This is a genomic window from Nocardia neocaledoniensis (assembly GCF_029868625.1).
Taxonomy (GTDB): Bacteria; Actinomycetota; Actinomycetes; order Mycobacteriales; family Mycobacteriaceae; genus Nocardia; species Nocardia neocaledoniensis_A.
In genome coordinates this window covers 1-15,008 of sequence record NZ_JARWOJ010000357.1, presented here as the reverse complement: position 1 = coordinate 15,008, position 15,008 = coordinate 1, and the positions used below count along the sequence as shown (strand labels likewise).

Genomic DNA, 15,008 nt, shown 5'->3' with positions numbered 1-15,008 from the left:
GCGGGCGCGCGGGGCGGGGGGGGGCGCCCCCCGTTTTTTTCGCGGGGGGGGGCGCCGGGGGGGCCGCGCCCCCCCCCCCGCCGGGGGGGGGGGCGCCCCCCCCCCCCCCCCGGCCGTCGTTTCCTCAGGACTCGAGGACGTCGAATCCCTTGTATCCGGCGGCCGCGACCTCGGCGATGATCTGGCCGTAGACCCCGAAGCCGCCGACGAACGGCATGAACACCCGCGGCCTGCCCTCGATGTTGGCGCCCAGGTACCAGGAATTCGCCGACATCATCAGTGTTCCCGCCGCCCGGTCGGCGCATTCGCGCACCCAGTCGGCCACCGCGTCCGGCCGGGCCTCCAGCGCCACCGCTCCCCGGCCGTCGAGGAACTCGATGGCCTCGGCCACCCAGTCGACGTGCAGTTCCGAGTGCAGCACCATGTTCGCCAGCACCGACGGGCTGCCGGGTCCGGTCAGGTTGAACAGATTGGGGAAGCCGGTCATGCCCAGTCCCAGATAGGTTTTCGGTCCCTCGCGCCACGCCTCGTTGAGGGTCTCGCCGCCGCGCCCGACGATGTTCATCTTCGCGACCGATCCGGTCATCGCGTCGAAGCCGGTGGCCAGCACCAGGGTGTCGATCGGGTAGTGGGTGCCGGTGGTGTGCACGCCGTCGGCGTCGATGCGGCTGATGGGGGTCGCGCGCAGGTCGACGAGCTCGACATTGTCGCGGTTGTAGGTCTGGTAGTAGTTCGTGTCCGTGCAGATGCGCTTGGTGCCGATGGGATGGTCGCGCGGGACCAGCACGTCGGCGACGCGGGGATCGTCGATGACCGCCCGCACCTTCTCCTCCCAGAACTGCCGGGCCGTGTCGTTGGCGGCGAGGTCGGTCAGCTGGTCGGGGAAGGTCTTGCTGAACAGCACACCCCCCAGCGCCCAGCGCTTCTCGTAGGCGTCGCGGCGCTCCTGCTCGTCGACCGCCAGCGCCGACTCCGGATGCGCCTGGTGCGGCGAACCGCCGCCGCTGAGCATCGACAGCCGCCTGCGCTCGGGGTAGCCGGCCTTCTGCGCCCGCCGGTCCTCCGCTGTCAGCGGCGTATTGCCCGCGGGCACACTGTAATTGGCGGTGCGCTGGAACACCGTGAGCCGCTCGGCCTGCTCGGCCAGGCACGGGATGGTCTGGATGCCCGAGGAGCCGGTGCCGATCACGCCGACCCGCTGCCCGGCGAGGTCGACGCCGTCGTGCGGCCAGTGCGAGGTGTGCAGGATCCGGCCCGCGAAGGTGTCGAGGCCCGCGATGTCCGGGGTGTTCGCGTTCGACAGCGGCCCGGTCGCCAACACCACGAAGCGCGCCGAGACCGCGCGGCCGGTGTCGGTGCCGACCCGCCAGCGCAGGGTCTGCTCGTCGAGCACGATATCGGTGACCCTGGTCTGGAATTCGATGTCGCGGCGCAGGTCGTAGCGGTCGGCGACGTGTTCGAGATAGGACAGGATCTCGGGTTGGGTGGCGTATTTCTCGCTCCAGTCCCATTCCTGCTGCAGCGCGTCGTCGAAGGAGTACGAGTAGTCGACGCTCTCGACGTCGCAGCGCGCGCCCGGGTAGCGGTTCCAGTACCAGACGCCGCCCACGCCTGCGCCTGCCTCGAACACCCGCACCGTGAGCCCGCCGCGGCGGAAGCGGTGCAGGGCATACAGTCCGGCGATGCCCGCGCCGACGACGACCACGTCGACGTCGGCCGGATCGTTCGCTGGTGCCGATGGGGTCTCGGGGTTCACAGTGTCTGCCTTTCGCTGGAGACCGGTTTCTCTGCGGCCGACGCTAAAGACGCGCGTGCCCGCGGCGCAGGGCCCCTTCCCGCTGACCGGCACATTCGCCGCGTCGATGTCCTCCCGGTGATCGGGATGATCCGGATCACGTCGGCCCGGTCCGGCCCTACCGTCGTCGGCGATGTGCGGTGGCACCGGGAGGAGACAGTGGTGAACTGGAACGACGAAGTGGATGTACTGGTCGCGGGCTCAGGCGGTGGCCTGGCCGGGGCCTACACGGCCGCGCGCGAAGGACTGAGCGTGGCGGTGGTCGAGGCGACCGACAAGTTCGGCGGGACGACAGCGTATTCGGGCGGCGGCGGGGTGTGGTTCCCGTGCAACCCCGTGCTGGAACGGGCGGGCACCGACGACACGCTCGAGGACGCGCTCACCTACTACCGGGCCGTCGTGGGTGACCGCACGCCGGAGGACCTGCAGCGCACCTATGTGACGCGCGGGCGCGACCTCATCGAATACCTCGAAGCCGACGATCATTTCGCGTTCGAGATGCTGCCGTGGCCGGACTACTTCGGTAAGGCACCCAAGGCCAGGCTCGACGGGCAGCGCCACATCATGCCGACCCCGCTGCCCGCCGCCGAGCTGGGCCCACTGCGCGAATCGCTGCGCGGCCCGCTCGACACCGATCGGCTCGGCGCGCCCCTGCCCGAGCTGCTCATCGGCGGCCAGGCGCTGATCGGGCGGATGCTGCGCGCGCTGTCGACCTACCCGCACGTCCAGCTGCACCTGAACTCGCCGCTGGTGGAACTGGTCGTCGAGGACGGCGCGGTGACCGGCGCGATCGTCGAACGCGACGGCGCCAGGGTCGCGATCCGCGCCCGCCGCGGGGTGGTGCTGGCCGCGGGCGGCTTCGAGCAGAACGACGAACTGCGCGCGCACTACGGTGTGCCCGGCGCGGCCAGGGACACCATGGGGCCCTGGGGAAATCAGGGCCTGGCGCATCAGGCGGGCATCGCGGCGGGCGCCGACACCGATCTGATGGACCAGGCGTGGTGGTCGCCGGGCCTGACCCATCCGGACGGCCGCTCGGCGTTCGCGCTGTGGTTCACCGGCGGCATCTTCGTCGACCAGGAGGGCAAGCGGTTCGTCAACGAGTCGGCGCCCTACGACCGGCTCGGCCGCGACATCATCCGGCAGATGGACGAGCGCGGGCTCGGCCTGCCGTTCTGGATGATCTACGACGACAAGGAGGGCGAGGTGCCGCCGATCAAGGCCACCAACGTCTCCATGGTCGAGACCGAGAAGTACGTCGCGGCGGGCCTGTGGCACACCGCCGACACCCTCGCCGAACTCGCCGCGAAGATCGGCGTGCCCGCGGCCGCGCTCGAGGCCACCGTCGAACGGTTCAACGCGATGGTGCCCACCGGCGTCGACCCCGATTTCGGGCGCGGCGACGAGGCCTACGATCGCGCCTTCTCCAACGGTGAGCCGCCGCTGGTGGCGATCGACAAGGGCCCCTACCACGCGGCCGCGTTCGGGATCTCCGATCTGGGCACCAAGGGCGGCCTGCGCACCGACGCCGCGGCCAGGGTCCTCGGCCGCGACGGCGCGCCGATCCCCGGCCTCTACGCGGCGGGCAACACCATGGCCGCGGTGAGCGGCACCGTCTACCCCGGCGGCGGCAACCCGATCGGCGCGTCCATGCTGTTCAGCCACCTCGCCGTGCGCCACATTCTGGAGGGATGACCCTTCCCGCTGGCCGGGAGGCAGCACCCGGCCGGGCCACCCGATGTGGCACGGTTCACAGACCAACCTTTCGACATCTCAGGAGCAACACGATGGCTTCAGCCGACGACATTCGCGCGACGGTCCGGAAATACGTGGAGGCCGTCGGCAGCGGTACGGCCGCCGATATCGTCGCCCTCTACCGCGACGACGCCACGGTGGAGGACCCGGTCGGCAGCGAGCCGCATGTCGGCGTCGCGGCGATCCGGAAGTTCTACGAGGCCATCGAGCCGATGGAACGCTCGACAGAGCTGTTCAGCCTGCGCGTGGCCGGCGACAGCGCGGCGTTCAGCTTCCGCGTGGTCACCAAGTTCGGTGACCAGACCTTCACCCTGGACCCGATCGATGTCATGACCTTCGACGAGGACGCCCGCATCACCAGCATGCGCGCGTTCTGGTCGCAGGACGACATGGTCATCGGCTGAGCGAGGCGAGAATGACTGCTACCGAACACCATTGGGATCATGAAGTCGGTTTCCTCGTCGTCGGCTCCGGCGCCGGCGGGTTGACCGGTGCGCTCGCCGCCGCCGACCGCGGCCTGGACACCCTCGTCATCGAGAAGGCCTCGGTGTTCGGCGGCAGCACCGCCCTCTCCGGCGGCGGGATCTGGGTGCCGAACAATCCGACGCTGCTGCGCGAGGGACTCGGCGATGCCCGTGCCGACGTGCGCGCCTACCTCGACGCCGTCGTCGGTGACCGGGTGCCATCGGCCAACCTCGACGCGTTCATCGACGCGGGACCGCGCATGCTCGAGTTCCTCGAGACGAGCCCCCACCTGCGATTCCAGTGGTGCACAGGCTATTCCGACTACCACCCGGAGGCACCGGGCGGGCGTCCTGCGGGCCGCTCCATCGAGCCGCTGCCGGTGAATCTGAAGGAACTGGGCCCCGACGAGCACCTGCTGCGACCCGCCGCGCTGGCGACGCCGCCGGGGCTGTTCATCACGTCCAAGGACTTCGTGCAGCTCAACATGGTGACCCGCACGTGGAAGGCCCGCTGGACGGCGCTGCTCACCGGGTTGCGGGCCGTCAAGGCGATCGTGCTGCGCAGGCACATGGACACCCTCGGCCGGGCGCTGATCGCGCGGCTGCGGCTGGCCCTGCGCGATGCCGGGGTGCCGCTGTGGCTCGACACGCCGCTACGCTCGCTCATCACCGACGAGTCCGGCGCGGTGCTCGGTGTCCTCGCCGAACGCGAGGGCCGCGAGTTCCGGATCAGGGCACGTCACGGTGTGCTGCTGGCCACCGGCGGCTTCGAGTACAACCAGGCGATGCGCAAGCAGTACCTGCCCGAGGGCGGGCGCGACAACTTCAGTGCCGCCTCGCCCGAGAACACCGGTGACGGCATCGTCGCGGGCGAGAAGATCGGCGCCGCGGTCGATCTCATGGACGACGCGTGGTGGATGCCGTCGTTCCAGCGGCCCGAGGGGATCAACCAGGTGCTGGTCTCGGAGCGCTCGATCCCCCGGTCGATCATCGTCGACAGCACCGGCAAGCGCTTCACCAACGAGGCGTCGCCGTATGTCACGTTCGTGCACGCCCAGCTGGCGGGCAGCCACGATCCGGCCTGGCTGCTCTTCGACGCGAAGGCCAAGAGCCGCTACCCCATCGGCGGCATCCTCCCCGGCCAGAAGTTCCCCGGCACCTGGCTCAGCAGCGGGCTGGTCCAGGTCGCCGACGACGTCGAGGGCCTGGCTGCCGCGATCGGCGTCCCGCCGGAGTCGTTGCGCGACACCGTCGCCCGCTTCAACGGTTTCGCCCGCGACGGACACGACGCCGACTTCGGCCGCGGCGTCAGCGCCTACGACAACTACTACGGTGACCCGACGCTGTCGACCCCCGCGCTCGACGAGATCGACAAGGGCCCGTACTACGCGCTGCGCGTGCGCATCGGCGACCTCGGCACCAAGGGCGGCCTGGTCTACAACGCCGACGCCCAGGTCCTGCGCGCCGACGGCTCGGTGATCCCCGGCCTCTACGCCGCGGGCAACACCTCGGCCGCGGTGATGGGCAACGACTACGCGGGCGCCGGCGCCACCATCGGCCCCGCGATGGTGTTCGGCTACCTCGGCGCCCGGCACGCCGCGGGCGAACAGTGAGGTGCGCCATGCAACCCGTCCAGTGCGCGACCTGCGGTAACAAGGTCCTCGCCGAGAAATTCAGCCCCAGCCACACCAGCGTCCAGTGGCTCGACGACGCCGAGTCGGCGTGCCCGGAGTTCGCGCGCCGCGCGGCCCTGGGCGAGCCGAGCAGCTGGATCCCCACCTGCTCCGCCCTGCGCGATTCCATCGAGGACGCCGTGCGCGCGGGCACCTTGGCCACCGATCAGCTGCGGCACGAGCCGGTCCCCGGACAGCTCGGCTGACCCACCTCCAGGAGAGATTCATGAACCGACTCGACAACCACCGCACGCTGGTGACCGGCGCCGCCTCCGGCATCGGCCAGGCCACCGCGCTGCGGCTGCTGGACGAGGGCGCCCGCGTGGTCGCCGCCGACGTCTCGGCCGACGGCCTGGCCGCCACGCGGGCCCAGGCCACCGAGCGCGGCACCGCCGACCGCCTCACCACCCTCACCATCGACATCGGCGACGAGCAGTCGGTGGTCGCGGGTGTGCGCTCGGCCGTCGACACCCTCGGCGGGCTGGACTCGCTGGTGAACGCGGCGGGCATCCTGCGCGCCTCGCACACCGAGCAGACCTCGCTCGACCTGTGGGACACCATCATCCGGGTGAACCTCACCGGCACCTTCCTGGTGGTCCGGGAGGCGCTGCCCGCGCTGCTGGCCACCCCGCGTGCCACCGTCGTGAACTTCAGCTCCACCTCGGCGGCGTTCGCGCATCCGTACATGGCGGCCTACGCGGCGAGCAAGGGCGGCATCCAGTCCTTCACCCACGCCATCGCCCTCGAATACGGCGGCAAGGGCCTGCGCGCGGTGTGTGTCGCACCGGGCAGCATCAAGTCCGGGATCACCGACGCCACCCCGGGTTACGTGCCCGCCGATGCCGACTGGGCGCTGTTCGGCAAGCTGTCGCCGGTGCTGCCGACCGACCGTGAGTCCGGTGGCGCGGGCATGGGCGATCCGACCGCGGTCGCGGGCGTCATCGCCATGCTCGTCTCCGAGGACGGCGCGTTCATCACCGGCACCGAGATCCGCATCGACGGGGGCACCCACGCATGACCGAGCTGAGCTACGAGGCCACGCTGCGCGAGATCCGCACCGACGCGGGCGTGCTGCGCTATCACGAGGCAGGCGACGGTCCGCCGCTGTTGCTGCTGCACGGGTCGGGTCCCGGCGTCACCGGATGGCGCAACTTCCGCGGCAATCTGGCGAGTTTCGCCGACCGATTCCGTTGCCTCGTCCTGGAATTCCCCGGATTCGGGGTGAGTGACGACTTCGGCGGCCATCCGATGGTGACCGCGCTCGACGCCGTCACCCGGTTCGTCGACGCGCTGGGCCTGGACCGGGTCGACATCATCGGCAATTCGATGGGCGGCGGTGTCGCGCTCAACTACGCGATCGCCCATCCGGAGCGCGTGGGCAAGCTGGTCACCATCGGTGGGATCGGCCGCAATCTGTTCAGCCCCGGCCCCGGTGAGGGCATCAAGCTGCTGCAGGAGTTCACCGAGGAGCCCAGCCGCGAGCGACTGATCCAGTGGCTGCACTCGATGGTGTTCGACCCGGCGATGGTCACCGAGGACCTGATCGAGGAGCGCTGGACCCAGGCCACCGATCCGGCGACCCTCGACAGCGCCCGCCGCATGTACAGCAAGGCCGCCTTCGCGATGATGGTCAAGGCGATGGAGGCCTCCGACGCGCCGCCGCCGTGGGCCATGCTGCACAAGGTGCAGGCGCCGACGCTGATCACCTGGGGCCGCGACGACAGGGTGAGCCCGCTCGACATGGCGCTGATCCCGATGCGCACGATCCCGCGCGCGGAGCTGCACGTGTTCCCGAACTGCGGGCACTGGGCGATGATCGAGCGCAAGGACGAATTCGAGTCGGCGGTGCTGGCGTTCCTGACGCGCAAGGAGTGACACTCTCCGCCCTTTCCAACATATAGCGCACAGGGGGCCTTGCCGCAAGGCCCCCTTCGTGCCGCATAATCGTCCGCCGTAGCCCATGAGCTGCGGAAACGGGTGTGATCGTCGCGCTCCGCCGGGATGGACGAACCGGGAAAGTGAGGGCATGTGTCAACTCAGGGATATCAGGACGAGCTGGGGTCCGAGCAGCAGTACGTGGCCGGCCTCTACGCGCGCCTCGACGCCGAGCGCGCGCGGGTGCGCGGGCGCTATGAGGCGGCCTTGCGCGGCAAGGGTGTCTCGGCGATGGAACGGGATTTCGAGGTCCGCGCGCTGGCCAAGGAGGCCAAGCGGATGGACGTGGCCGACAACGGGCTGTGTTTCGGCCGGCTCGACGCGCTCTCGGGGGAAACCAGCTATATCGGCCGCATCGGCCTGTTCGACGAGGCCGACGAGTTCGAGCCGTTGCTGCTCGACTGGCGCGCGCCCGCCGCGCGCGCGTTCTATGTGGCGACCGGCGCCTCGCCGGAGGACATGCGCAGGCGCCGCCAGTTCCACACGCGCGGGCGGCAGGTGACCGGCTTCACCGACGAGGTCCTCGGCAGGCCCGACGACGCGGCACAGGGCGACGCGGCGTTGCTCGCCGCGGTGAACGCGCCTCGCGGCGAGGGGATGCGCGACATCGTCGCGACCATCCAGGCCGAACAGGACGAGATCATCCGCCTCGACCATCCCGGCGTCCTCGTGATCGAGGGTGGACCCGGCACCGGGAAGACCGTGGTGGCGCTGCACCGGGTGGCGTATCTGCTCTACACCCAGCGGGCCCGGATGGAACGCCAGGGCGTGCTGGTCGTCGGCCCCAATCCCGCCTTCCTGCACCACATCTCGCACGTGCTGCCGTCACTGGGTGAGACCAACGTGGTGTTCACGACCGCCGGTGACCTGATGCCGGGGCTGCATGTGACCGCCGAGGACACCCCCGCGGCGGCTCGCCACAAGGGCTCGTTGCGAATCCTCGACGTGCTCGCGGCCGCGGTCGCCGACCGGCAGCGGCTACCGGTGGATCCGGTGCCGATCGAGCTCGCCGATGTCACCGTGCGGATCGACGCCGAGACCGCGCAGTGGGCGATCGAGGAGGCGCGGGCCGGCGGGAAACCACACAACGAGGCGCGCGCGGTGTTCCGCGAGATCGTCACCTATGTCCTCACCGAGCGCGCCATCGGCCGCATCGGCAAGGGCTGGCTCAGCAGAGACGACCGGGAGGCGTGGGAGCAGTTGCGCGACGATCTGGTCGCCGAGCTCGCCGAGAACACCGCCTTCACCGCGGCGCTGGACGACCTCTGGCCGATCCTGACCCCGGAAACGCTGCTGGCACGGCTGTATTCGTCGCGGGAGCGGCTGCGCGCCGCCGGCGCCGACGACTCGCTGTACCGCGCCGACGGCGACGCCTGGACGGTGTCGGATGTCCCGTTGCTCGACGAACTCGCCGAGCTGCTCGGACCACACGAGCCGGTCGACCACACCGCCGAGCGCGAGCGCAGGGCCGAGGCGGCCTACGCCGCCAAGGTGCTCGAGGACACCATGGTCAGCCGCGAGGACCACATGGACGACGAGGACCACCTCTTCGCCCAGGACATGCTCTTCGGCGAGGACCTGGCCGAACGCTTCCTCGAGCGCGACACCAGGGAACTCGCCGAACGCGCCGCGGCGGACCGGGAATGGACCTACCGCCACGTGGTGGTCGACGAGGCCCAGGAACTCTCGGAGATGGACTGGCGCGTGCTGATGCGCCGGTGTCCCGGCAAGTCCTTCACCGTGGTGGGCGATCTGGCCCAGCGCCGCTCCCCCGCGGGCGCGACCTCGTGGGCGGCGGTGATGGACCGGTATGTGCCGGGCCGCTGGGCCTACCGCGCGCTGACCGTGAACTACCGCACGCCCGCCGAGATCATGGCCGTGGCCGCCGGGGTGCTGGCCGAGTTCGCACCCGATGTCCGGCCGCCGGAGTCGGTCCGCGCGTGCGGCGTCGAACCCTGGGCGCGGCGGGTCGGTGACGACGAATTCGCCGAAGCGATCGAGGAGTTCACACGGAGCGAGGCCGACCGCCCCGGCACCAGCATCGTGATCGGACCGCAGGGGATCCCGGGAACGGTGCCCGCGTCGGATACCAAGGGGCTCGAATACGACGCGGTCCTCGTCGTCGAGCCGGACCGGATCCTCGCCGACGGCCCGCGCGGCGCGGCGGAACTCTACGTCGCACTCACCCGCGCCACCCAGCGCCTTGGTGTCGTGCATCACGCGCCGCTGCCGCCCGCCCTTTCCGGGCTCGTCGCGCCCCTCACGACACGGTGACTCGGCGCGCGGCGTATCAGCAGGGGTTCTCGACCTGACGGTGATCCTCGGCGGGCCCCTCGCCGGTATTCGTCTCGCCGGGCGGCACGGTGCCGGGCTCTTCGACGGAGTAGGTGTCGGTGGAGGGCTGGCAGTCCTGCGCGAGGGCGGTCGGGGCGCCGAGGGCGCTACAGCCCAGCGCGACAGCGATTGCGCCGAATATGGCGCTGATGCGCCCGTGAGCCGTGTTGCGGGTGTTCATCGTGCTCCGTTCCGCCCTGTGGGCTTCTCGTACGAACGACACTCCCGAAGCGAACCGTGCCGGTGCTCGACGTCCACCGACCCCGGTCCAGCGTAGACCGGGGTCGGGGTGCGCCCGTGTGACACGCCCTAGCGCTGGGTCGAGCCCGCGTCGATGGGCAGGGTGACGGCGGTGATGTAGCGGCCCTCGTCGGAGCCGAGGAACAGGGTGGCGTTGGCGATGTCGACCGGTTCCACCCACGGGATCGGCAGCATGTTCATCGTCACGGCCGCCTCGGCGAATTCCTCGCGGGTGGGGTGCTCGAGGTCGGGCCGGAACACCTTGCGCACCATGTCGTTCTGGATCATCGGGGTGTCCACGTTGGTGGGATGGACCGAGTTCACCCGGACGTGGTGCGGCGCCAGCTCCTTGGCGAGCGAGCGCATCAATCCGACGACACCGTGCTTGGCCGCGGTGTAGTGGGCGACGCCGACCAGTCCGCGCAGTCCCGCGATGGAGCTGGTGAGGATCATCGCGCCGCCGCCCCGGCTGATCAGGTGCGGCGCCGAGGCCTTGCAGGTCTGCCACACGCCGGTCAGGTTGACATCGATCATCGTCTGCCACTGCTGTTCCGTCAGTTCCAGCGCGGCGCCGCTGTTGCTGATTCCCGCTGTCGCGCAGACGATGTCGAGTCCACCGAGCTCGGCGACGCCGGCGTCGACGGCGGTGCGCAGTGCCGCGCCGTCACGGACGTCGACGACGGCGGGCACGATCCGCCTGCCGGTGGCCTCGACCGCGCGCACGGTCTCGTCGAGGTCCGCGGGGGTCGCGCCGGGCGAGACCACGGTCTCGACGGGGCCGCACACGTCGACGGCGATGATGTCGGCGCCCTCTTCGGCCAGGCGGATCGCCTGCGCGCGGCCGATGCCGCGGGCCGCGCCGGTGACCAGCGCGACCTTGTTCGATACCCGTCCCATGTCACACCTTCTGAGTAAGTCCGGCATCGACGACGACCTGGGTTCCCGTCACGTAACGGGATTCGTCGGATGCGAGGAAGAGCACGGCGTTGCTCACGTCGACCGGGTCCACCCACGGCACCGGCAGCACGGTGCGGCGGGCGAGCACTTCGGCCGCGTCCTCCTGGGTCGGGTGCGGCAGATCGGGGCGGAGCTTGGCGTAGACGGCGTCGTTGAGGATCATCGGCGTCGCCACCGAGCCGGGGTGCACGGTGTTCACCCGGATGCCGCGCGGTCCGAGTTCGTTGGTCAGGGTCCTGGCCAGGCCGACCACGGCGTGTTTGCTCGTGGCGTAGTGCGCCGAGTTCGCCGCGCCGAGGATGCCGTTGATGGAGCTGACGATCACCACCGAGCCGCCGTCGGAGAGGGCGGGCACCGCGGCGCGCACGGTGTGCCACACGCCGGTGAGATTGATGTCGATCGTGAGCTGCCAGTCCTCGTCGGGCATCTCCCAGGACAGGGCGTGGTCGCGGTAGACGCCCGCGTTGGCCACGATGACGTCGAGGCGGCCGAGCGCGGCGACGCCGTCGGCGACGGCGACGTCCAGCGCGGCCTGGTCACGCACGTCGGCTGTCGCGGTCACGCACTGCCTGCCCAGCGGCTCGACCTCGGCGGCCGTTTCCGCCAGACCCGCGGCGGCGGCCTCGATGTCGACGGCGATGATGTCGGCGCCTTCCTCGGCCAGCCTGCGGCAGTGGGCGCGGCCCATGCCCCCGGCGGCACCGGTCACCAGGGCGACTGTGTTCTGCATGCGGTTCATCGGGCGCCCCCGGAGGTTCGAGTGTCCACGGGGCCGACGCTAGGGGCGTCGCCGGTCCGGTCCGACCCCGTCATCCCGGTCAGCGGGCAGTCCGCGACCGTCTCCCGTCCACCGGGATCGGCCCCGCCACGGCAACCCCCATCCTGCGACGGTGGCCCGGACACCGGTTCTGTGACGGAGGAGGACACCAGTGACGAGTGCGACCGCCGAGGCCTCGCGTGGCTCGCGGGTGGTGACGCTGCGCGTGGCGGCGGTGATCGAGGAGACCGCGGACGCCCGTTCGCTGGTTTTCGACATCCCCGCCGACGCCGCCGACCGTTTCGCCTACCAGCCCGGCCAGTTCCTCACGCTGCGCATCCCGAGTGACCGCACCGGCCCGGTGGCGCGCTGCTATTCGCTGGCGAGTTCCCCGCTGACGGGTGAGCCGCCGCGGGTGACGATCAAGCGCACACCCGAGGGCTACGGCTCGAACTGGTTGTGCGACAACATCACCGCCGGTGACACCATCGACGTGCTGCCCCCGCTCGGCACCTTCACCCCGGCCTCGCTCGACACCGATCTCCTGCTGTGGGCGGGTGGCAGCGGCATCACGCCGGTCATGTCGATCCTGCGCTCGGCCCTGGCCGGCGGCACCGGGCGGGTGGTGCTGTTCTACGCCAACCGCGGGCCCGATTCAGTGATCTTCGCCGAGGCGCTGCGCGAACTCGCGGACCAGTACCCGGACCGGCTGCAGGTGACGCACTGGCTCGAGTCCCTGCAGGGCCTGCCGTCCGCCGCACGGCTGACCGGGTTCGCCGCGCCGTACGCGTCATACGAGTCGTTCGTCTGCGGTCCGGCCCCGTTCATGGCCGCGGTGACCGAGGCGCTGGCCGGTGCGGGCTGGTCGCGCGAGCGCATCACCACCGAGGTGTTCGTGTCGCTGACCGGTGACCCGTTCGCCGACCCCGAACCCCTCGACCCGGCCGACGCCGCCGACGCCGCCGAGGTCGAGGTGGAGCTCGACGGCGAGGTGCACGCCCTGCGCTGGCCGCGCTCGCGCACCCTGGTCGACGTGATGCTCTCCGACGGTCTCGACGTGCCCTATTCGTGCCGCGAGGGCGAGTGCGGGTCGTGCGCCTGCACCGTGCTCGACGGCGAGGTCACCATGACCAGCACCGGGGTCCTCGACCAGGACGACATCGACGCCGGATACACCCTCGCCTGCCAGGCCCGCCCGCGCACCGACAGCGTCCGCATCCGCTTCTGACCGGAAGGTGTGCTGTGGCAACCGATACCGTGCGCGCCGAGGTCGGCTTCGGCTCCGAACGCGGACCCGTGCTGGCCTCGCTCATGCTCGCCACCGCCCTGGTCGCCCTCGATTCGACGATCCTGGCGACCGCCGTGCTCTCGATCACCGACAGCCTGGGCGATTTCGCGATGTTCCCGTGGCTGTTCACGATCTATCTGCTCGGACAGGCCGTGACGGTGCCGATCTACGGCGCGCTGGCCGACACGTTCGGCCGCAAGCCGGTGATGCTGTTCGGTGTCGTGGTGTTCGCGCTCGGGTCGCTGCTGTGCGGGCTGGCCACCAGCATGCTCGCCCTGATCGTGTTCCGCGCGATCCAGGGCATCGGGGCGGGTGCCATCCAGCCGACCACCATGGTCATCGCGGGTGATCTCTACACGCTGTCCGAACGGGCCACCGTGCAGGGTTACCTGGCCGGGGTGTGGGCGGTGGCCTCGGTGACCGGACCGCTGCTCGGCGGTGTCTTCGCCGACTACCTGGGCTGGCGCTGGATCTTCCTGGTCAACCTGCCCGTCGCGGCCCTGGCCGGGTGGATGCTGGTGCGCCACTTCCACGAATCGGTGCCGCGGCGGCGGCATCGCGTCGACTACGCGGGCGCGGTGCTGTTGACGCTCGGGGCGGGCGCGCTGGTGCTGGGGCTGCTGGAAGGCGGCCACGCGTGGGCCTGGGGGTCGCCGACGGGTCTGGGCGTGTTCGCCTGTGCCGCCGTGTCGCTCGCGCTCTTCGTGGTGGTCGAGGCGCGGGCGGCGCGGCCGATCCTGCCGCTGTGGTTGTTCACCCGGCGGGTGGTGGTCGCCGGCAGTGTCGCCTCGATGCTCGGTGGCGCGCTGCTGTTCGGGTTCACGACATATGTGCCGATGTTCAATCAGGGCGTGCTCGGAACCAGCGCGCTGGTGGCGGGCGTCGTCACCGGCGCGCTCACCCTCGGCTGGCCACTGAGTGCCGCGCAGGCGGGAAAGGTGTACCTGCGCTTCGGGTTCCGCACCTGCGCCGTCCTCGGCAGCGGTGTGGCGGCGCTCGGTACGGCGACGACCCTGCTGCTGGACGAGGGTTCGCCGCTGTGGCAGGTCGCGGCCTCGTGTTTCGTGGTGGGCGCCGGCATGGGTCTGGTGGCCACGCCGACCTTGATCGCGGCCCAGACGAGCGCGTCGTGGACCGAACGCGGTGTCGTCACCTCGGCCAACATGTTCGCGCGGTCGCTGGGCAGCGCCGTGGGTTTGGCGGTGTTCGGCGCGCTCGTCAACGCCCGTCTCGACGGTGCGGGAGCGCCGTCGCCGGAGAATCTCTCCGCCGCCGTGCATCTCGTGTTCGTGAGCATCGCGGCGATGACTGTCGTGCTGGTCGTGGTGTGCGCCACGATTCCCGGCCGGTCTCGATTTCCGGCCCATCCAGCGGGAGACCCCGACCTGTCCACCCCACTCGACAGCGAGCATGGGATGAGCACATCAGAGGAGAAGAGGAATTCAGGATGCTGACAGCCAGTGTGCGCGCCGAGGTCGCCGCCGATTTGGCGCGGGCGGAGCGGGATCGGGTGGCGGTGTCCCCGCTCGTCGACCGGTATCCGGGGATCGATGTGGTCGACGCGTATGAGATCCAGCTGCTCAACATCCAGCGTCGGCTGAAGGCCGGTGCCAGGGTGGTCGGGCACAAGGTGGGTCTGTCGTCGAAGGCGATGCAGCAGATGATGGGTGTGGACGAGCCCGACTACGGTCACCTGCTCGCCGAGATGGAAGTCTTCGAAGACGTCCCCGTCGACACCTCGAAATACCTGTTGCCGCGGGTGGAGGTCGAGGTCGGGTTCGTCCTCGGCGCGGACCTGCCCGGGCAGGAT

14 protein-coding genes are annotated in these 15,008 nt (G+C 70.6%); 10 read left to right on the top strand and 4 right to left on the bottom strand.

The window, feature by feature from the left end; genetic code table 11:
• Positions 1–124: 124 nt before the first annotated feature.
• Positions 125–1,756 (bottom strand): flavin-containing monooxygenase, encoded by a 1,632-nt coding sequence (locus tag QH270_RS27720; RefSeq protein ID WP_280346994.1) that lies wholly within the window; start codon positions 1,754–1,756, stop codon positions 125–127.
• A 198-nt stretch (positions 1,757–1,954) separates the two neighbouring features.
• Between QH270_RS27720 and QH270_RS27715 the strand changes: the two genes are divergently transcribed.
• The 7 genes from QH270_RS27715 (at position 1,955) to helR (ending at position 9,896) form a co-directional block, all read left to right on the top strand.
• Positions 1,955–3,490, top strand: a complete 1,536-nt coding sequence (locus QH270_RS27715; protein WP_280346995.1) for an FAD-binding protein — start codon at positions 1,955–1,957, stop codon at positions 3,488–3,490.
• 92 nt (positions 3,491–3,582) lie between these two features.
• The gene (locus tag QH270_RS27710; RefSeq protein ID WP_280346993.1) at positions 3,583–3,954 is read left to right on the top strand and encodes a nuclear transport factor 2 family protein; all 372 of its coding nucleotides are present in this window, start codon (positions 3,583–3,585) and stop codon (positions 3,952–3,954) included.
• Between the two features lie 11 nt (positions 3,955–3,965).
• On the top strand, positions 3,966–5,627 hold the full coding sequence (locus tag QH270_RS27705; protein WP_280346992.1) for an FAD-binding protein: 1,662 nt from the start codon (positions 3,966–3,968) through the stop codon (positions 5,625–5,627).
• Between the two features lie 8 nt (positions 5,628–5,635).
• Positions 5,636–5,893: a hypothetical protein gene (locus QH270_RS27700; protein WP_110040719.1), complete on the top strand. Its 258-nt coding sequence runs from the start codon at positions 5,636–5,638 to the stop codon at positions 5,891–5,893.
• A 20-nt stretch (positions 5,894–5,913) separates the two neighbouring features.
• A complete protein-coding gene (locus QH270_RS27695) occupies positions 5,914–6,705 on the top strand; it encodes an SDR family NAD(P)-dependent oxidoreductase (protein ID WP_280346991.1) in 792 nt (263 codons plus the stop codon).
• Positions 6,702–7,562 carry an alpha/beta fold hydrolase gene (locus QH270_RS27690; RefSeq protein WP_280346990.1) on the top strand — a complete coding sequence of 287 codons (861 nt, stop codon included), beginning with the start codon at positions 6,702–6,704 and terminating at the stop codon, positions 7,560–7,562. Before QH270_RS27695 ends, QH270_RS27690 begins: the two co-directional genes overlap by 4 nt.
• 153 nt (positions 7,563–7,715) lie before the next feature.
• On the top strand, positions 7,716–9,896 hold the full coding sequence (gene helR / locus QH270_RS27685) for an RNA polymerase recycling motor ATPase HelR (RefSeq protein WP_280346989.1): 2,181 nt from the start codon (positions 7,716–7,718) through the stop codon (positions 9,894–9,896).
• 16 nt (positions 9,897–9,912) lie between these two features.
• Here helR and QH270_RS27680 read toward each other — a convergent pair whose 3' ends face one another.
• From QH270_RS27680 to QH270_RS27670, 3 genes are all read right to left on the bottom strand, one after another.
• Entirely contained in the window at positions 9,913–10,137 is a 225-nt protein-coding gene (locus tag QH270_RS27680) for a hypothetical protein (protein WP_280346988.1), read from the bottom strand.
• A 128-nt stretch (positions 10,138–10,265) separates the two neighbouring features.
• Positions 10,266–11,093 carry a mycofactocin-coupled SDR family oxidoreductase gene (locus tag QH270_RS27675; RefSeq protein ID WP_280346987.1) on the bottom strand — a complete coding sequence of 276 codons (828 nt, stop codon included), beginning with the start codon at positions 11,091–11,093 and terminating at the stop codon, positions 10,266–10,268.
• A 1-nt stretch (position 11,094) separates the two neighbouring features.
• Positions 11,095–11,892, bottom strand: a complete 798-nt coding sequence (locus QH270_RS27670; protein ID WP_280346986.1) for a mycofactocin-coupled SDR family oxidoreductase — start codon at positions 11,890–11,892, stop codon at positions 11,095–11,097.
• A gap of 190 nt (positions 11,893–12,082) precedes the next feature.
• Here QH270_RS27670 and QH270_RS27665 point away from each other — a divergent pair, with 190 nt between their 5' ends.
• The 3 genes from QH270_RS27665 to QH270_RS27655 all read left to right on the top strand — a co-directional run.
• Entirely contained in the window at positions 12,083–13,138 is a 1,056-nt protein-coding gene (locus tag QH270_RS27665) for a ferredoxin--NADP reductase (protein WP_280346985.1), read from the top strand.
• A 14-nt stretch (positions 13,139–13,152) separates the two neighbouring features.
• Positions 13,153–14,652, top strand: coding sequence for an MDR family MFS transporter (locus QH270_RS27660; RefSeq protein WP_280346984.1), 1,500 nt, complete (start codon positions 13,153–13,155; stop codon positions 14,650–14,652).
• On the top strand, positions 14,646–15,008 hold a 363-nt coding region (locus QH270_RS27655), incomplete at its 3' end, for a 2-keto-4-pentenoate hydratase (protein WP_432420440.1). The genes QH270_RS27660 and QH270_RS27655, both read left to right, overlap by 7 nt.